15 protein-coding genes are annotated in these 16,834 nt (G+C 73.1%); 7 read left to right on the forward strand and 8 right to left on the reverse strand.

Annotation, left to right across the window (positions count from 1 at the left end):
* Positions 1–17: 17 nt before the first annotated feature.
* The 4 genes from ACF09E_RS09395 to ACF09E_RS09410 form a co-directional block, all read right to left on the reverse strand.
* Complete coding sequence (locus ACF09E_RS09395; protein ID WP_392204602.1) at positions 18–410, reverse strand: tyrosinase cofactor; 393 nt, start codon at positions 408–410, stop codon at positions 18–20.
* 340 nt (positions 411–750) lie between these two features.
* Positions 751–1,500, reverse strand: a complete 750-nt coding sequence (locus ACF09E_RS09400; protein ID WP_392204603.1) for a succinate dehydrogenase/fumarate reductase iron-sulfur subunit — start codon at positions 1,498–1,500, stop codon at positions 751–753.
* Positions 1,497–3,452, reverse strand: a complete 1,956-nt coding sequence (locus ACF09E_RS09405) for a fumarate reductase/succinate dehydrogenase flavoprotein subunit (protein WP_388795227.1) — start codon at positions 3,450–3,452, stop codon at positions 1,497–1,499. The genes ACF09E_RS09400 and ACF09E_RS09405 overlap by 4 nt, the downstream gene beginning before the upstream one ends.
* Before the next feature lie 3 nt (positions 3,453–3,455).
* Positions 3,456–4,181 (reverse strand): succinate dehydrogenase, encoded by a 726-nt coding sequence (locus ACF09E_RS09410; RefSeq protein ID WP_392204604.1) that lies wholly within the window; start codon positions 4,179–4,181, stop codon positions 3,456–3,458.
* Between the two features lie 97 nt (positions 4,182–4,278).
* Between ACF09E_RS09410 and ACF09E_RS09415 the strand changes: the two genes are divergently transcribed.
* Both ACF09E_RS09415 and ACF09E_RS09420 read left to right on the forward strand, forming a co-directional pair.
* On the forward strand, positions 4,279–5,190 hold the full coding sequence (locus tag ACF09E_RS09415) for a LysR family transcriptional regulator (protein WP_392204605.1): 912 nt from the start codon (positions 4,279–4,281) through the stop codon (positions 5,188–5,190).
* A gap of 130 nt (positions 5,191–5,320) precedes the next feature.
* Complete coding sequence (locus ACF09E_RS09420) at positions 5,321–7,498, forward strand: hypothetical protein (RefSeq protein WP_392204606.1); 2,178 nt, start codon at positions 5,321–5,323, stop codon at positions 7,496–7,498.
* Between the two features lie 141 nt (positions 7,499–7,639).
* Here the strand turns inward: ACF09E_RS09420 and ACF09E_RS09425 are convergent, their stop codons facing one another.
* Together ACF09E_RS09425 and ACF09E_RS09430 are read right to left on the reverse strand one after the other, a co-directional pair.
* Entirely contained in the window at positions 7,640–9,805 is a 2,166-nt protein-coding gene (locus ACF09E_RS09425; protein ID WP_392204607.1) for a putative bifunctional diguanylate cyclase/phosphodiesterase, read from the reverse strand.
* Positions 9,802–10,614 (reverse strand): SAM-dependent methyltransferase, encoded by an 813-nt coding sequence (locus ACF09E_RS09430; protein ID WP_392204608.1) that lies wholly within the window; start codon positions 10,612–10,614, stop codon positions 9,802–9,804. Before ACF09E_RS09430 ends, ACF09E_RS09425 begins: the two co-directional genes overlap by 4 nt.
* A gap of 1,161 nt (positions 10,615–11,775) precedes the next feature.
* On the opposite strand from ACF09E_RS09430, the gene ACF09E_RS09435 reads away from it, so the two are divergent.
* The 3 genes from ACF09E_RS09435 (at position 11,776) to ACF09E_RS09445 (ending at position 13,492) form a co-directional block, all read left to right on the forward strand.
* Positions 11,776–11,907: a hypothetical protein gene (locus ACF09E_RS09435; RefSeq protein WP_361860124.1), complete on the forward strand. Its 132-nt coding sequence runs from the start codon at positions 11,776–11,778 to the stop codon at positions 11,905–11,907.
* A gap of 95 nt (positions 11,908–12,002) precedes the next feature.
* Positions 12,003–12,767 carry a hypothetical protein gene (locus ACF09E_RS09440; RefSeq protein WP_392204609.1) on the forward strand — a complete coding sequence of 255 codons (765 nt, stop codon included), beginning with the start codon at positions 12,003–12,005 and terminating at the stop codon, positions 12,765–12,767.
* 167 nt (positions 12,768–12,934) lie between these two features.
* Positions 12,935–13,492, forward strand: coding sequence for a hypothetical protein (locus ACF09E_RS09445; protein ID WP_392204610.1), 558 nt, complete (start codon positions 12,935–12,937; stop codon positions 13,490–13,492).
* Positions 13,493–13,599: 107 nt separating this feature from the next.
* On the opposite strand, the gene ACF09E_RS09450 is transcribed toward ACF09E_RS09445, so the two are convergent.
* On the reverse strand, positions 13,600–14,118 hold the full coding sequence (locus tag ACF09E_RS09450) for a hypothetical protein (RefSeq protein WP_392204611.1): 519 nt from the start codon (positions 14,116–14,118) through the stop codon (positions 13,600–13,602).
* A 502-nt stretch (positions 14,119–14,620) separates the two neighbouring features.
* On the opposite strand from ACF09E_RS09450, the gene ACF09E_RS09455 reads away from it, so the two are divergent.
* The gene (locus ACF09E_RS09455) at positions 14,621–15,283 is read left to right on the forward strand and encodes a class F sortase (RefSeq protein WP_392204612.1); all 663 of its coding nucleotides are present in this window, start codon (positions 14,621–14,623) and stop codon (positions 15,281–15,283) included.
* Between the two features lie 63 nt (positions 15,284–15,346).
* Here ACF09E_RS09455 and ACF09E_RS09460 read toward each other — a convergent pair whose 3' ends face one another.
* On the reverse strand, positions 15,347–16,216 hold the full coding sequence (locus tag ACF09E_RS09460; protein WP_392204613.1) for a polysaccharide deacetylase family protein: 870 nt from the start codon (positions 16,214–16,216) through the stop codon (positions 15,347–15,349).
* A gap of 147 nt (positions 16,217–16,363) precedes the next feature.
* Here ACF09E_RS09460 and ACF09E_RS09465 point away from each other — a divergent pair, with 147 nt between their 5' ends.
* Complete coding sequence (locus tag ACF09E_RS09465; RefSeq protein ID WP_392205001.1) at positions 16,364–16,768, forward strand: universal stress protein; 405 nt, start codon at positions 16,364–16,366, stop codon at positions 16,766–16,768.
* Positions 16,769–16,834: the final 66 nt, after the last annotated feature.

Here is a 16,834-nt window from a genome sequence, read left to right on the forward strand (position 1 = left end):
TGTCGCTCCTGGATCGGTCAGCCGAGGGTGAGGGGTACGAGCGGGGCGCCCTGGAGTTCGCGGACGGCCGCGCGGGCCAGCGACTTGGGCGTGGCGACGGGCTCGTAGTGGTTGATCACGCTGATCCAGGTGCCGTCGGCGTTCTGCATGACGTGCAGTTCCTCGCCGTCGATCGTCACGGTGTAGCCGCCTCCGTGATGTCCCCCGTGGTGGCCGCCCCCGTGCGCGGGCCCGCCCTTGATGCGACGGCCCTGGTAGACCTCGTCGAAGGGCGCCGGAGCCGGTCCGGCCGCGGGAGCGGCGTCCCGGGGAGTGTCGGCGAGCGCGGAGCCGGCCAGGGCGAGGCCGGCGGCCGCACCTGCGGCGCCGGCCGCGACGCCGAGAGCCCGGCGGCGGGTGATGCTGGACATGGAACCCCCAAATGGTCTGTGCGACCGGGGGTTTGGTCATATGCCCCCGGCAGCCCACATCAGTACCCGGGGGTGGCGGCGCGGCGGAAATCGCGGCCGGAGGGTTGGCCAGGAAGTAGCCAACTTGTCACATTATATACAGGATTGAACAGAGTTGATCTTGCCGTCCGGGCAGTCGAAAGCACCCCGGAGAGAAGATCCTACGGAGAAAGTGATGTTCTCGTGAAGGATCTTTCGTCTCGGGGTGCTTCGTGTGGCGGAGCCCACGCCAGGAGACTGGCCTGATCCGGCCTCAGCCGCGGCCCGTCGTCCGGCCTCAGCCAAGGCCGGTCGTCCGGCGTCAGCCGCGGCCCGCCTTGCGCTGCGCCCGCAGCCACTCCCTGTTCATGGCGGCGATCGACGGCAGTGGGATCCCCTTGGGACAGGCCGTCGCGCACTCCCCCGTCAGGGTGCAGCCGCCGAAGCCCTCGGCGTCCATCTGGGCCACCATGTCGAGGACCCGGGTCTCGCGTTCCGGGGCGCCCTGGGGCAGCACGTTGAGGTGATTGACCTTGGCGGAGGTGAAGAGCATCGCCGAGCCGTTGGGGCAGGCCGCCACGCACGCGCCGCAGCCGATGCACTCGGCGTGCTCGAAGGCGGAGTCCGCGGCCGCCTTGGGAACGGGGGTCGCGTGCGCCTCGGGGGCCGCTCCGGTGGGGACGGAGACGTACCCGCCGGCCTGGATGACGCGGTCGAAGGCGGACCGGTCGACGACCAGGTCCTTGACGACGGGGAAGGCGGCGGCCCGCCAGGGCTCGACGTCGATCGTGTCGCCGTCGTCGAACGACCGCATGTGGAGCTGGCAGGTCGTGGTCCGCTCCGGCCCGTGCGCGTCGCCGTTGATGACGAGGCTGCACGCGCCGCAGATCCCCTCGCGGCAGTCGTGGTCGAAGGCCACGGGGTCATCGCCGCGCAGGATGAGGTCCTCGTTGAGGGTGTCGAGCATCTCCAGGAACGACATGTCGGCGGAGATCCCGTCCACGTCGTAGGTGGACATCGCGCCGGGGGTGTCGGCGTTCCGCTGGCGCCAGACGCGCAGGGTGAGCCTCATGCGTAGCTCCGCTGGGTGGGGTGGACGTACTCGAAGGTCAGGTCCTCCTTGTGGAGGACGGGGGCGGTGCCGGTGCCGCCGAACTCCCAGGCCGCCGCGTAGGCGAAGCGCTCGTCGTCGCGGGCGGCCTCGCCGTCCGGCGTCTGGGACTCCTCGCGGAAGTGGCCGCCGCAGGACTCGGCGCGGTGGAGCGCGTCGAGGCACATCAGCTCGGCGAGTTCCAGGTAGTCGACGATGCGGTTCGCCTTCTCCAGCGACTGGTTGAACTCCCGGCCGGTGCCGGGGACCCTGATCCGGCTCCAGAACTCCTGGCGGATCTCCGGGATCCGGGCGAGGGCGGTGCGCAGCCCCTCCTCAGTCCGGGCCATCCCGCAGTACTCCCACATGAGTTCACCGAGCTCCCGGTGGAAGGAGTCGGGGGTGCGGTCGCCGCCGACCGCGAGGAGGAGGTTCAGCCGGTCCTCCGTCTCGGCGAGCACCTCCCGGACGGCCGGGTGGTCGTCGGTGACGGGCTCCGCGTGCGGGTGCCGGGCGAGGTAGTCGTTGATGGTGGCGGGGAGGACGAAGTAGCCGTCGGCGAGGCCCTGCATGAGGGCGGAGGCGCCGAGCCGGTTGGCCCCGTGGTCGGAGAAGTTGGCCTCGCCGACGGCGAAGAGCCCGGGCACGGTGGTCTGGAGGTCGTAGTCGACCCAGAGTCCGCCCATCGTGTAGTGGACGGCGGGGTAGATCCGCATGGGGACCTCGTACGGGTTCTCGGCGGTGATCCGCGCGTACATGTCGAAGAGGTTGCCGTACTTCTCCTCGACGGCGGCCCGCCCCATGCGGCGGATCGCGTCGGCGAAGTCGAGGTAGACGCCCTGCCCGCCGGGTCCGACGCCGCGGCCCTCGTCGCAGACGTTCTTCGCGGCGCGGGAGGCGATGTCCCGGGGGACGAGGTTGCCGAAGGAGGGGTAGATCCGCTCCAGGTAGTAGTCCCGCTCGTCCTCGGGGATGTCCGCCGCGGCCCGGGTGTCGCCCTTGGCCCTGGGGACCCAGATGCGGCCGTCGTTGCGGAGGGACTCGCTCATCAGGGTCAGCTTGGACTGGTGGTCACCGGTGCGCGGGATGCAGGTGGGGTGGATCTGGGTGAAGCAGGGGTTGGCGAAGTACGCGCCGCGCCGGTGGGCCCGCCAGACGGCGGTGGCGTTGGAGTTCATCGCGTTCGTCGACAGGTAGAAGACGTTGCCGTAGCCGCCGCTGGCCAGGACCACCGCGTCGGCGTAGTGCGTGGAGATCTCCCCGGTGACCAGGTCGCGGGCGACGATCCCGCGGGCCCTCCCCTCGACGACGACCAGGTCGAGCATCTCGGTGCGGGCGTGCATCTCGACGTTCCCCGCGGCGATCTGCCGGGACAGCGCCTGGTAGGCGCCGAGCAGGAGCTGCTGGCCGGTCTGGCCGCGGGCGTAGAAGGTGCGGGAGACCTGGACGCCGCCGAAGGAGCGGGTGTCGAGGAGCCCGCCGTACTCGCGGGCGAAGGGGACGCCCTGGGCGACGCACTGGTCGATGATCTCGACCGAGATCTGGGCGAGTCGGTGGACGTTGGACTCGCGGGCGCGGAAGTCGCCGCCCTTGACGGTGTCGTAGAAGAGCCGGTGGATCGAGTCGCCGTCGTTGCGGTAGTTCTTCGCCGCGTTGATGCCGCCCTGGGCGGCGATGGAGTGCGCCCGCCGGGGGGAGTCCTGGAAGCAGAACTGGACGACGTGGTAGCCCTGTTCGGCGAGGGTGGCGCCGGCCGAGCCGCCCGCCAGGCCGGTGCCGACGACGATGACGCGGTGCTTGCGCCGGTTGGCGGGGTTGACCAGCTTCGCCTCGAAGCGGCGGGTGTCCCAGCGCTCGGCGACGGGTCCCGCGGGGGCCTTGGTGTCGGTGATCGGCTCGCCGACGGTGTAGTCCGCGAATTCGGTGGGGTTCATGGATCAGCTCACCACTCCGGTCATGACGCCGACGGGGACGGAGACGAATCCCGCGGTCAGGACGATCGCGAGGGTGTCGGCGAGGCCCCGCAGGAGGCGCTCGCGGCGGGCGCTGCCGACGCCGAGGGTCTGGGCGGCGCTCCAGAAGCCGTGCCGGACGTGGAGGCCCACGGCGAGCATGGCGACGATGTAGACGACGTTGCCGTACCAGGTGGAGAAGGTGTCGATCACGTTCTGGTAGGGCTTGCCGTCCTCGAAGCCGCCGGGGTGCACGGTGCCGGTGGTCAGGTCGAGGATGTGCCAGACGATGAAGAGGGCGAGGATGATCCCGCCCCAGCGCATGGTGCGGGTCGCGTACGAGGAGCGCCTGCGCCGGTGCACGTAGGCGGTGGGCCGGGCCCGCACGTCGCGGCGGCTGAGCTGGTACGCGGAGACCGCGTGGGCCCCGACGGCGGCGAGGAGCACGATCCGGACGAGCCAGAGGGCCCACTCGTGGTGCAGGACGGGGGCGCCCAGGACCCGCAGCCAGTGGGCGTAGCCGTTGAACTCCTCGGGGCCGAAGAAGACCTTCAGGTTGCCGGCGACGTGGGCGACGAGATAGCCGAGCATGATCAGCCCGCTGACTGCCATGACCGTCTTCTTGCCGAGGGTCGACGACAGGAAGCCGCGGTGCGGTGTGGGGGACGGCGGGCGGCCCGTCGTCCGGTCCCTCGTGGGTGCCAGAGCCATGCCCACGACGCTAGGGCCTAAGGGCCCGAGAGGTCCAAGACATGGTCCGGCTGATCTCGATAGGCCTGCCCTATGAACCTGTCCTACCCTGGTGCCCATGCAGTTCCAGCAGCTCCTCTACTTCGTCGCCGTCGCCGAGACCCGGCACTTCACCCGGGCCGCCGAGCGCGTCCACGTGTCGCAGCCCTCGCTCTCCCAGCAGATCAAGGCCCTGGAGCAGGAGCTGGGCGCCGAGCTCTTCAGCCGCGCCCGGGGGAACATCACGCTCACCGACGCCGGCGAGGCCCTGCTGCCGCTCGCGCGCCGGATCCTCGCCGACACCGAGACCGCCCGGATCGAGGTCCAGGAACTGGCCCAGCTGAAGCGGGGCCGGGTGCGGCTCGGCGCGACCCCGAGCCTCTGCACGGGCCTGCTGCCGGACGTGCTCCGCGCCTTCCACGACCTGCACCCGGGGATCGAGCTGCTCATCGAGGAGGGCGGCTCGCACGACCTGGTGCGGGAGCTGGCCCGCGGGGCCCTCGACCTGGCCCTGGTCGTGCTGCCGCTGCCGAGTCCGTCGCCGGCGCTGACGACGGTGGAGCTGCTCCGGGAGGACCTCGTGGTGGTCTCCTCCGCCTCGGCCCCGGCGCCGCGCCGCCCGGTGCGGATCACCGACCTCCGCGAGCAGCCGCTCGTGATGTTCCGGCACGGCTACGACCTGAGGGAACTCACCGTGGCGGCCTGCCGGGCCGAGGGCTTCGAGCCGACGTTCACCGTCGAGGGCGGCGAGCTGGACGCGGTCCTCGGGTTCGTACGGGCCGGGCTGGGGCTCGCGGTCGTCCCCGCGATGGTGGCGTCGCGGGCGGGCCGCGACCTCCGGGTGACCGCCCTCGCCCGGCCGGGCCTGCGGCGGACGATCGCCCTCGCCCACCGCAGCGACGTCGCGCCCCCGAGGGCCGCCCGGGAGCTCCAGCGGATGCTGCTGGCGTCGCGCAGGGGCGGCCCCGGCCGGGCCGCGGCCGTCGGCTGACCGGCCGCACGGGGACCGCCCGGCCGACGGCCTGCCGGCCTCGTGGGCACCACGCGCGGCACGACCGGCGCGCGGCCACGGCCGGTAAATCCATGTGCGGCGGGGCTCCGCCGACTGCGAGCATTCCCCCATGGTCCACGCTCTCGAACGTCTGGTCGTCCAGCACACCCGCCGTCTTCCCGCCCCCGCCGGACCGGCCGGGGACGGGGCCGCGCTCGCCCACCGGTTCGACGCGGCCCTGATGAGCGTCGGGTTCAAGCTGTCGGGAGAGCTGGTCGGGCACCTGTCGCGGCTGTCCGGACCCTCGGTCGCGGAGACCGCCGTCCGCACCCTCGCGACCGTCCGCGAGATCGTCGGCGACCACGTCCGGCACAACGTCTACTTCATCGACTTCCCGGCCAACGTGCCGGACACCCTGGACTTCTGGCGGCAGTGCGTGGCCGAGGCCCTCGCCGACGACGACTCCCGCGCGCGTACGGTCGACGGGCTCCGCGCCGGGGTCCTCGACCTGCTGACCCTCCCGTCGTACGGCCGCTACCGGCACGGCTACGAGGACATGCTCGCCGTCCACGACGAGCTGATCGCGGCGGCCGGCGACCGGCTGACGGTGCTGCACCTCGGCGCCGACGCGGACACCGAGGCCGGCGCGCTCTACCTGGCCCTGGCCGGCAGCACCACACCGCTCGGCGAGGAGCACCTCGGCGATCTGGCCCTGCTCGCCGAGCACTGCGCCGACGGCCCGCAGCCCGAGGCGATGCCGGTCCGGGAGATCCGCGCGGTCGTCAACCGGGCCCGGCTGCGGCGGGGCGCCGCCCCGCTCCTCGACACCGTGACCGATGTCCTGCGGCTGGCCTGCGCCCTCACGGGCGGGGACGTCACCCTGCGCGCCCCGACCCGGTTCCGTGCGCTGCCGCGCCGGCACCGCCGGGCCCTGCTCGCGGGGCTCGACGCCCTCGTGGCCGCCTCCCCCGCGAAGCTGTCGGACGTGTCCGCCCACGGGGAGGCGTGGAAGCGTCTCGGGGAGCGGCTGCACCCTCACGAGTACCCGCACTGGCCGCACGCCGCCGAGGTGTTCGCGGTGGCCCGCGGCGAGCGGCGGGTGCCGTCCTTCGACAGCCGGGTGGAGGAGCTGCTGGTCCGCGGCGAGGTAGCCGGGGCGGCGGAGCTGCTCGCCGACCACGCCCCGGGGCGGCTGTTCCGCGCCCTGGACCGGCTGCTGCGCTCGGCACACGGCGACAAGGAGCGGGGGGCGGTCCTCGCGGCCGTCGAACGGGCCGCGCCCCGGGTGTCGGGCCGGGTCGTCCTGTCGGTCCGCGAGCACGTCCGCAACCGCGCGGGCGGCAGCTCGGGGGTGCCCCGGGTGTTCGTGAACCGGGACGCCAGGGGCTGGGTCGCCGAGGACACGCGTCCGGCGCTGGAGGACGCCGACCGCGAGCGGGTCATGGCGGTCCTCGACGCCGAGACCCGGCGCCGCCTCCCGTCTCCCGGACGCCTGCTGATCGACCCCGACGTGCTGGACGTGGCACTGCCGCTGAGCGGCCGCGCCGCGTCGGCGGGGCTCGGCGTGCTGCCGCGCGGATCGGTCTCGCCCGTGGAAGGGGAGCTGCTGCGCTTCTTCACGTACTGGCGGCAGGCGCGGCGCTCCACGGACCTGGACCTGTCGGCGCTGGTCCTGGACGAGGAGTACGCGACGGTGACCTGGCTGTCGTACACGGCGCTGACCGACGTCGAGGGCCGGCACTCGGGCGATGTCACCGACGCGCCCGACGGGGCGTCGGAGTTCATCGACCTGCGGCTCGGCGCGGTGCGCGGCACGTACGTCGTCCCGCAGGTGCACGTCTACTCGGGTGAGGGCTTCGACGAGGTCGCGGAGGGTTTCTTCGGGTTCATGCTCCGCGAGGGCGAGCAGCGGGGACGCCCCTTCGAGCCGCGCACCGTGCGGATGAAGTCGGATCTGCGCGGCGCCGGCCGGGTGGCGCTGCCGCTCGCCTTCCGGCGGGACGCCGAGGGGAGGTGGCACGCGCACTGGCTGCACCTGTATCTGAGGGGCGCGCCCTCGGCGAACCGGGTCGAGGGGCACCGGGTGACGATCACGGCCGTGATGCGGGCCCTGATGGGTCGCCGTCATCTGACGGTCCGCCATCTGGTGGCGCTGATGGAGGAGTCGGGGACGCTGACGACCCTGTGGGACGGCCGGACCGTGCCGGAGGTGCCGGTGACGTTCGTCGGTCTGGAGCGGCCCGAGGGGCTCGCCCCCGGCTCGCGGGTGTTCACCCCGGAGAATCTCCGCGACCTGCTGCCCGCCTGAGTGCTACGGTCGTTCCCGGGGCGAGGCCATGGAGAGGCTTCCTTCTCCTCACTCCATGAACAGTCTCTCCGCTTTCCTCCCCCGTACCTCGTTCCGGCCTCCCCGCTCCGTGCGGGGAGGCCGGTTTCGTCGGCCGGGGTCTCAGACCGCGTCGGCCAGGAGCAGGGAGTGGATGCGGTCCGGCGCGCCGGGGCGGGCGTAGTACCAGCCCTGGGCCGTGTCGCAGCCGAGGTCGCGGAGCTGGCGGGCCTGGGCGCCGGTCTCCACGCCCTCGACGGTGACGGCGAGTTCCAGGCTGTGCGCCAGGGAGACGATCCCCTCGACGATCTTGAGGTCGACCGGGTCGACCGGGTGCTGCTGCATGCCCCGGGTGAAGGAGCGGTCGAGCTTGAGGACGCTCACCGGCAGCCGGCGCAGGTTGGCCAGGTTCGAGTAGCCGGTGCCGAAGTCGTCGAGCGCGATGTCCACGCCCATCTCGGCGAGTTGGCGCAGTGGCTTGAGCAGGCCCTCGTCCGCTCCTATGAGGGCCGACTCGGTGACCTCCAGGCAGAGCGCGCCCGGTTCGAGGCCGGAGCGCTCCAGGACGTCGACGGTGTCGGCGACCAGGCGCGGGTGGTGGAGCTGCGTCGGCGAGAGGTTGACGTTGATCCGCAGCGGCCCGCCGTCGGCGTGCCGGGCCTGCCAGAACCGGGCCTGCCGCACGGCCTCCTGGAGCACCCAGCGGCCGAGCGGGACGATGAGGCCGGTGTCCTCGGCGAGCGGGATGAACCGGTCGGGACCGAGCACCCCGTGCTGCGGGTGGCACCAGCGGACGAGCGCCTCGGCCCCGTGCACGCTGCCGTCGCCGAGGTGGACGAGCGGCTGGTACTCGATGAAGAACTCGCCGCGTTCCAGGGCCGTCGGCAGGGCCGTGGTGAGGCCGTGCCGGGTGATGGCCCGGGCGTCGGCCTCCGGGTCGGCGAGCTCGAAGCGGTTGCCGCCGGCGGACTTGGCCCGGTACATGGTGATGTCGGCGCTCCGCAGGACTTCGGCCGGGGTGCGCTCGCCGGCCGGGCCCTCGACGACGCCGAGGCTGCCGCGGACGGTCAGTTCGCGGCCATCGATCCGCAGGGGCGTGGCGAGGGCGGCGAGGATGCGGTCGGCGAGTTCGGTGACGTCCTGCTCGCCGCCCGCGCCGGTGGTGAGGGCGACGAACTCGTCCCCGCCGAGCCGGGCGACCATCTCGCCGGATCCGGTGACGCAGCTCTGGAGCCGGTCGGCGACCTCGACGAGGAGCCGGTCGCCGGTGGAGTGGCCGAGGCTGTCGTTGATGACCTTGAAGCCGTCGAGGTCCAGGTAGCAGAGGCCGAAGCGGGCGTTGTCGCCGGGCGCGAGGGCCTTCTCCAGCCGTTCGAAGAACAGCGTCCGGTTGGGCAGGCCCGTCAGCGCGTCGTGGGTGGCCTCGTACCGCAGGCGCAGGTGGAGCAGGCGGCGCTCGGTGGTGTCCTCCATGAGTGCCAGCTGGTACTGGGGGTTGCCCTCGGCGTCCCGGAGGAGGGAGACGGTGAGATTGGTCCACAGGACCGTCCCGTCGCCGCGGTAGTACGGCTTCTCGACCCGGTAGTGCTCGCGGTCGCCGCGGACGAGTTCCTCGTACAGCTTCCAGACGTGCGGTCCGTCCTCCGGGTGGACCCACTCGCTCACCTTGCGGCTGCGCAGGGGCCCCTCCATCCCGCCGAACATGCGGGTGAGGGTCTCGTTGACCTCCAGGACGTTGCCGTCGAGGTCGGCGATGCCGATGCCGATGGCCGCGCCGTCGAAGACCGCGCGGAAACGGCTCTCGGTGGCGTGCAGGGCGATCTCGGCGGCGCTGCGGGCGGAGAGCGCGGAGCGCGCGATGGCCTCCTGCTCGGCCCGGGTGCGCTCGCGCAGGGCCTGGGCGTAGCCGGTGGCCATGGCGTGCTGGAGCCGGGCGCAGCGGGCCCGCAGCTCCTCGGCGGGGAGTTCGGACTCCGTACCGCAGTAGAGCACCAGGTACGAGTCGACGACCCCGAGGCTGCGGCCGAGGGCGTCGGGGTCGGTGCAGTGGGCGGCGACGAGTGCCGCGCCGGCGCGCTGGGCCGGGGCCGTGTCGAAGGGCCGGGCGTGCAGCGCGTCGTTCAGGGTGCGGGCCAGCGGCAGCAGATGGCCCTCGAACTCCGCACGGGTCAGCGAGGTGGCGGTCACCGGGAAGATCGCGCGGCTCCAGATGGTGACGAACCGCCTGAGTCTGTCCTCCGGGCCGTCGGCTTCGGCACCCCTGCCGGGCGGCTGAGACGGGACCTTCACGCCTTGCGCCCCACCCCTGCGAAACCGGAGAAGGCGTAGGGATCCTCCTCCTCGACCGGGCTGTCCGGACGCCAGAGGGGCATCGGGACGAGGCCGGGCTCGATCAGCTCGGTGCCCGCGAAGAAGCGGGTGATCTCGGCGCCGGAGCGCATCACCAACGGGCTGCGGATGTTCCGGTAGACCCCGACGGTGCCGCCGGCCTGCTCCTCGGAGAGCGGGATCCCCTCGTACGAGGCGTGGGTGATGACGAGGAGGCTGCCGGGGGCGAGCGCGTCCAGGAGTTCCGTGACGGCCTCGTGCGGCCGGTCCTCCTCCTCCAGGAAGTGCAGGACGGCGACGAGGAGCAGCGCCACCGGCCGCTCCAGGTCGAGGAGTCGGGACACCTCGGGGCTGCGGAGGATGTCGGCCGGCTTGCGGAGGTCGGCGGCGACGACCGCGGCGCCCTCGTCGCCGGCCAGGACGGCGCGGCTGTGGGCCACGGCGACCGGGTCGTGGTCGACGTAGACGACGCGCGCGGCGGGGTCCGCGGCCCGGGCGACCTCGTGCACGTTGCCGAAGGTCGGTATGCCGGAGCCGATGTCGAGGAACTGGGTGACGTCGTTGTCAACGGCGTGCCGGACGGCGCGGCGCATGAAGGCGCGGTTCGCCTGCATGACCTTGGGCAGGCCAGGCATGAACTCCATGGCCTTGCGCGCCGCTTCCCGGTCCACTTCGAAATTGTGCGAGCCGCCCAGATAGAAGTCGTACATACGGGACACGCTCGGCACCGAAATGTCGATACCAGGCGGAGCCCAGGCGGGACGCTCCATCAATGTCTCCAACAAGTCGCCACGGGATGCGGCCATGTGTTCGCGGCCGGTGTTCGAGGTGAGGCTACTGATCGCCCGCCGAGAGAGCGAGTGGAAACGGAAATTCGCGATCCGTTCTTGGTCACACGCCTTTGACACGTGCTCTCGGGAACGAAGAGTTCACGCCTTCAGGCTGTGCAAATTCACGTGCATATGAGTGTGCGTCGGCTCCTCGGTCCTGAGCGGCCTCCCGCGACAGGCGCTCAGGTCCCGCCCGTACCTCGGGTGTTGCCCGGGGAGGGGGCTGGTCGCCGGTGCAGGATGCCTCCTTCTTCTTCCCTTCCGACAGGGCGACAACCGGACAGTTATCGATCCGAGGCCGGAACGGCCCCGGTCCGCCGCCTTCCGGAAACCACCGGCCCCGCGGTACGGGGGCATTGCGCACCGACGTGCCACCGGGACTGTGCCGGATGGGGCGAAAGGTCAAACCGATGCGGCCCGAGATCCGCTCCATCCGGCGAATCGGAGGCGTTTCCACCCCGGCGCGCGGCGCCTCTGATCAAGCTCGACGGCGTGTCTCTGTACGGATCACTCCTCGCGCGGCCGCTGGCGGCCCTCGGACTGGTGTGGCTGCTCGCCGCTCCCGTGCCCGCCGCCGCGGACGCCTGCGCCTATGCCTCGACCGGTCCGGGCGGTTCCCACGTCGCCGTGGCGATCGCCGGCGACGGCCACGACGGCTCAGGGAAGGGCAAGGGCCACGGCAAGGGAAAGGGGCACGGCAAGGGGAAGGGGAAGGGGCACGGCCATCACCACCACCCGAAGCCGTGCCCCACCCCGCCGCCGCCGCCGTGCCCCTCCCCCACGCCGACGCCGACCCCGACTCCCACGCCCACGCCCACGCCGACTCCTAAGCCGACGCCCACCCCCGAGCCGCCGTCCCCGACGCCTTCGCCGACACCTCCGCCCGCCCCGAAGCCCGAGCCGCCTCCCCCGCCCGCGCCGAAGCCGCCCCGGCCCGCACCCAGGCCCCCGGCCGCCCGGCCGGCGCCTCGTCCCGAGCCACCGCCGCCGGCGCCGCCCGCCACGACGAGGCCCCCGGCGCCCGCACCCGCACCGCCGCCCCCGCCTCCGCCGCCGAGCCCGACGCCCTCGCCCACCGTGCGGCCGCCGACGCTCGCCCCCGTGGCGCTGCCCCACTACCGCCGTACCGCGCGGCCCCAGCCGAAGAGCACCCCGTCCGTCGTCACCGCGACGCTCATGATCACCGCGCCCGCGGTCCTCGCGACGGCGATCCTGCGCGCCCGGTCCAAGTGAGCCGTCGTCCCGGCGAACCACGCGAACGCCCCACCCCGCCCCGGGCCGTCGTCCCGACGCTCCCGTTGCCCCTCTGAGTCCCACCCGAGGAATCCATGTCCGAATGGCTTGTTCTCACCCTTGCGATGGCCGCCGCGTGCGCGGTCGTCCTGACCATCGTCGTCATCAACAACCGCCGGATCCCCGAGGACGACGACCCCAGCGAGACCCCGGACGTCATCGAGTACATGACGATGATGATCGGCGTGATCTACGCCATCGTGCTCGGCCTCGCCATCGCCGGCGTCTGGGAGGCCCGCGGCGCGGCGCAGGAGACGGTGCGGCAGGAGGCGCAGGCGATGCACGAGATCTCGGCCCGCGCCGAGGTCTACCCGCAGGCGGTCCGCGAGCGCATCCGCGCCGACGTCGACGCGTACGTCTCCTACGTGGTCGACGACGAGTGGCGGTACATGGCGGACCACGGGGAGCTGAGCGAGGAGGGCACCGCGCTCCTGGAGAAGGTGCGCCGCAGCGTCACCGACTACCGGCCGGCGGACGACTTCGAGGGCCAGGCGTACCAGCCGCTGGTCGACCAGGTGGCGGTGGCCGATGACGCGCGGGGGGCCCGGGGGCAGAACGCGGGTGCGACGATGCCGGGGGTGGTGTGGTTCGGCCTGATCATCGGGGCCCTGGTGACGGTGGGCCTGATCTTCACGCTGCAGATCCGCAGAACCGGCCGCGAACTGCTGCTCGCCGGACTCTTCAGCGTGCTGATCGCCTTCCTGCTCTTCCTGATCTGGGACTTCGACGCGCCGTTCGGCCGGGGCATCTCGGCCACCGCCGCGCCGTTCACCGACCTGTTCCCGCAGCTCAGGCGCTGAGGCGCCACGACCGGGTGAGCCGATCGGGGGACATGCGTGCCCCATTCGCACGTCTGGGATCGCGGCTGTGATAGTGCGCTCCTAGCGTTTCCGGCATCGAGGTGTACGCACGGTCTTTCGCGGAAACCCCCTTCCGCGGCTGCCCCTCGGGACCCGGAGGATTCACCATGCGCGCGATACGTGCCGCGTCCACTGCCCTGCTGGGGGCGGCCGCCCTCGCCCTGGCCGCTCCCACCGCCGTCGCGGCGGACGGTGCTCCCGCACCGAACCCGCGCGCGGCACGGGCCAAGGCACCGGGCGATTTCGTCGTGTCGCCCTCGGTCGTCGCCCCCGGCGGCCGGGTGACGCTGAGCGCCCCCGGCTGCGCCAGCACGGCGACCGCCTCGGCCGGCATCTTCGACACCGTCACCATCGCATCGGGGTCGGCGGCCATCGCCACCGTGGACGCGGACGCCCGGCGCGGCGCCGTGTACACGGTGTCGTTCAACTGCACCGGCGGCATCGCCGAGACCGTGAACCTGACGATCAGCGGCGTTCCGACCGCCACCCCCACGATCAGCTCCACCATCCTCACTCCCCCGCGCGGGGTGCGGGGCGGTCTGGGCGGCTCGGTCGGCGGCTTCGAGCCGCTCGAACTGGCCGCCGGCGGTGCGCTGGTGCTGGCCGCCACGGCAGGCGGCGTGTACGTGCTGCGCCGCCGCTCCGGTGCGGCCCGCCGGCACTGAGCGGCCGGCCCGGTGCGCGGCGGACGTCCCGAACGCCCGTCGCCCCCGGGTCCCTGCCGGGACTCGGGGGCGACGGGCGGGGCGGGTCGACCGGGAGGTTCGACCGGTCAGACGCCCGCACCGGTCATGCGGCGACGGCGGACGATGAAGAGCCCGCCGCCGAGCGCGGCGGCGGCGACCAGGCTGCCGCCGACGGCCATCTCCGTGGAGCTGGGAGCCAGCGAGCCGCCGAGGCCGCCCTGGGCGCCGCGGCCCGGGAGGACGCGGAACGGCTCCGTGACCACGGAGGAGCCGCCGTTGCAGCGGACCGCCAGGTTGTAGTTGCCGGGAGTGGCGTTGTTGTAGACGCGGGCGACGGCGGTGGAGACGCCGGGGCCGCCGGACAGCGTGGCGTCCGGGAAGGCGTTGGACGTGACCGTGCCGCCCCGGTTGCAGCCCCTGGCGGTGATCGTGAGCGTCGACCCCGGGTGGACCTCGGAGGGGCTGACGGTGACGTTGGTCGGGCTGTTGTTGGACCCACCGCTGAGGACGTTGCCCGGGCCGTAGGTGGCGGCGGCGAGGGGGGCCGCGAGGCCGACCGCCGCGATCGCGGTGGCGGTCACCGCCAGAGTGCGTGCAGCACGCATGGTTGAACCTCCAGTGGAAGACGCCCCAAAGCGGTGCTCCGGGAGTGTCGACGAGTACGCCTTCCATGACGAACCATCACAAATCACAGCAAGCCGTGCATGTTGTGACTGGTCCACCCCGGTGAGGCGACACGCCCGGAATCCGGCCCTTGCAGCCGTCAGAACCGCAGGTCAGAGCCGAGCAGGTCGCTTATCTGACGATTACTCGGATGGGTCAGCCCCGTGTCACCCGCCTGTCGGCCCGGGGCACCCCCGGCGGCGCGGTCCGCGAGCCGCCCGGGACACCCTCCTCGCGGGTCCCGGGCGAGGGGTCGAGGGCCGGTCGAGGACCGGGTGACGACCGGCCGAGGAGGGGCGACGAGGGGGCCGCGAGGGGTGCTTCCGAGGCCCCGCGCCCCGCTCCGCCACCCGTCCGGACGCGGCCCCCACCCGTTCGCGCCGTCCGGCGCGACGGCCCGTCGGGCCGCCCTTACCGTTCTGACGACGCCACGAAGGGAGAACCATGCCCCCGAAGGATTTCCGCGTCGTCCCGCGCAGGAGACGCCGGCCGTGGGGCGTCCTGGCCCTCGCCATGCTGTCCGGGATCGCGATGATGCGCAACGGCGTGGACCTCGCGCAGGGGCCGCCGCAGCCCGCCGCGGCGGCCCGCCCGGTGGGGCACCCGGTCACGCCGCCGCAGGACGGCGCGACCGAGGGCCTGGAGCCGCTGCCGTTCGCGCCCGCCTCCCGGATCAAGATCCCCGCGATCCAGGTGGCGGCGCCCATCATGGACGTGGGCCTGGACCCGGACGGCTGGGTGGCGGCCCCGCCGCCGCAGGACACCAATCTCGCCGGCTGGTACCAGAACGGCATCGCCCCCGGCCAGCGCGGCACCGCCGTGGTCGTCGGCCACGTCGACAACGCCCAGGGACCCGCGGTCTTCTACGGGTTGGGGTCGCTGGAGAAGGGTCAGCACATCGAGGTCGAGCGGTACGACGGCCGCATCGCGGTCTTCGAGATCTACGGGGTCGAGGTGTACGCGAAGGACGACTTCCCGGGCGTGCAGGTGTACGCCGACACCGGCGCTCCCGAGTTGCGGGTCATCACCTGCGGCGGCGGCTACACGCGCGCGCGTGGCTACGACGGGAACGTCGTCGTGTACGCGCGCATGGTCGGCTCCCGCTAGCGCGGCACGGCGAAGGCCCCCGTACCCGAGACGGGTGCGGGGGCCTTCGCCGTCCCCCGGCGGTCAGCGCCGGGGAACGGTGATGTGGTAGCCCGCGTCGAGGAGTTCGGGCAGATAGCGGCGGAGCGCCGCCACGCTCTGGGCGCGGTCGCCGCCGGCGTCGTGGGAGAGCACGACGGCGCCGGGCGCGGCTCCGTCGAGGACCCGGCGGACGATGGTGTCGGTGCCCGGCTCCTTCCAGTCGAGGGTGTCGACGGTCCAGGCGAGCGGTTCCATGCCCAGCTCGGCCCCGATCTCGAAGGAGTGGCGGTTCCAGGCGCCGTAGGGCGCGCGGTACCAGAGCGGGGCCGTTCCCAGGGTCCGTTCGACGACCTCGCTGGTGGAGCCGAGCTCGTCCCGGATGCGGGAGGGCCGCAGCTTGGGGATGAGCGGGTGCGACCAGGAGTGGTTGCCGACGACGTGGCCGTCCGCGGCCATCTCCCGCAGCAGGTCGGGGTTCTCGACGGCCATCTCGCCGCAGACGAAGAACATGGCCCGGCAGTCGTGGCGGCGCAGGGTCTCCAGGATCCCCGGGGTGTAGCGGGGGTCTGGCCCGTCGTCGAAGCTCAGCACCATCGAGCGCCCGACGCCGGACATGCTGAGGAACGGCCGCTGCCGGACCGGGGGCGTCCCCCGCCGGTAGGCCGGGGGCGCGTACGCCGTCATGGGCTGGAGGCGGTAGGACGCGGGGCCCAGCCGCGCGCTCTGCGCCTGGGGGCCCGCGGCGGGGCCGGCTCCACGGCTCGGCGGGGCCGGCGGCCCGGCGGCGCCGCCCGGCGGGTCGGGTGCCACCAGGCGGTCGGCCGCGATGGCGCCGACGGTGGCGGTGGCGCCGAGGGCGGCGGCCAGCCGCAGCACCGAGCGGCGCCCCTTGGGCATCTGATCCTTTTTCATGACCAATGGTCCCTACGGATGAGTTCCCGTGCGGCTCATCGACACCGCCCGCCCCATCGAATGCACCCGATGAGCCGATAGCCTCGACGGGTGAGCGAACAGCAGCCCGGTGGGTTCGAACGGGGTACCGACGGTCCGAAGGTGATCATGGCGGGAGTCGACGGTTCCGACTCCTCGCTGCGCGCGACGGCGTACGCGGCCGGGCTGGCACGTCGGCAGAACGCCCTGCTGGCCCTCGTCTACGTGCAGCCGGTGCTCGGCGCGGGGGCCGCCCTGGGCGCGCCGACCGCCGGGACCACCGAGGAGATCGCGCAGGACCTCGTCGCGCAGATCCGCAGGTCGGCGGAGCAGGTGAAGGACCTCTGGCGGATCCGGTGGGAGTTCCACACCTTCCGGGGAGACGCCTACACCGGCCTGGTGCGGGCCGCGGAGGAGCTGACGGCGGACGCCGTGGTGGTGGGCGCCTCGGAGTCGGCCGGGCACCGGATCGCGGGCTCCGTGGCCGTCCGCCTCGTGAAGGCGGGCCGCTGGCCGGTCACGGTCGTCCCGTGACCGACCGCGTGCGGGAGCCGGCGGCACCGGCACCGAAGCCGTCCCGCGGCGTGACCCGCGGCCGGG

This window comes from Streptomyces sp. NPDC014891 (assembly GCF_043081085.1).
GTDB lineage: Bacteria > Actinomycetota > Actinomycetes > Streptomycetales > Streptomycetaceae > Streptomyces.

Coding starts and splice junctions, on each gene's coding strand:
- ACF09E_RS09395 (WP_392204602.1), bottom strand. CDS start 410: ATGTCCAGCATCACCCGCCGCCGGGCTCTCGGCGTCGCGGCCGGCGCC.
- ACF09E_RS09400 (WP_392204603.1), bottom strand. CDS start 1,500: ATGAGGCTCACCCTGCGCGTCTGGCGCCAGCGGAACGCCGACACCCCC.
- ACF09E_RS09405 (WP_388795227.1), bottom strand. CDS start 3,452: ATGAACCCCACCGAATTCGCGGACTACACCGTCGGCGAGCCGATCACC.
- ACF09E_RS09410 (WP_392204604.1), bottom strand. CDS start 4,181: ATGGCTCTGGCACCCACGAGGGACCGGACGACGGGCCGCCCGCCGTCC.
- ACF09E_RS09415 (WP_392204605.1), top strand. CDS start 4,279: ATGCAGTTCCAGCAGCTCCTCTACTTCGTCGCCGTCGCCGAGACCCGG.
- ACF09E_RS09420 (WP_392204606.1), top strand. CDS start 5,321: ATGGTCCACGCTCTCGAACGTCTGGTCGTCCAGCACACCCGCCGTCTT.
- ACF09E_RS09430 (WP_392204608.1), bottom strand. CDS start 10,614: ATGGAGCGTCCCGCCTGGGCTCCGCCTGGTATCGACATTTCGGTGCCG.
- ACF09E_RS09440 (WP_392204609.1), top strand. CDS start 12,003: ATGTCCGAATGGCTTGTTCTCACCCTTGCGATGGCCGCCGCGTGCGCG.
- ACF09E_RS09445 (WP_392204610.1), top strand. CDS start 12,935: ATGCGCGCGATACGTGCCGCGTCCACTGCCCTGCTGGGGGCGGCCGCC.
- ACF09E_RS09450 (WP_392204611.1), bottom strand. CDS start 14,118: ATGCGTGCTGCACGCACTCTGGCGGTGACCGCCACCGCGATCGCGGCG.
- ACF09E_RS09455 (WP_392204612.1), top strand. CDS start 14,621: ATGCCCCCGAAGGATTTCCGCGTCGTCCCGCGCAGGAGACGCCGGCCG.
- ACF09E_RS09460 (WP_392204613.1), bottom strand. CDS start 16,216: ATGAAAAAGGATCAGATGCCCAAGGGGCGCCGCTCGGTGCTGCGGCTG.
- ACF09E_RS09465 (WP_392205001.1), top strand. CDS start 16,364: ATGGCGGGAGTCGACGGTTCCGACTCCTCGCTGCGCGCGACGGCGTAC.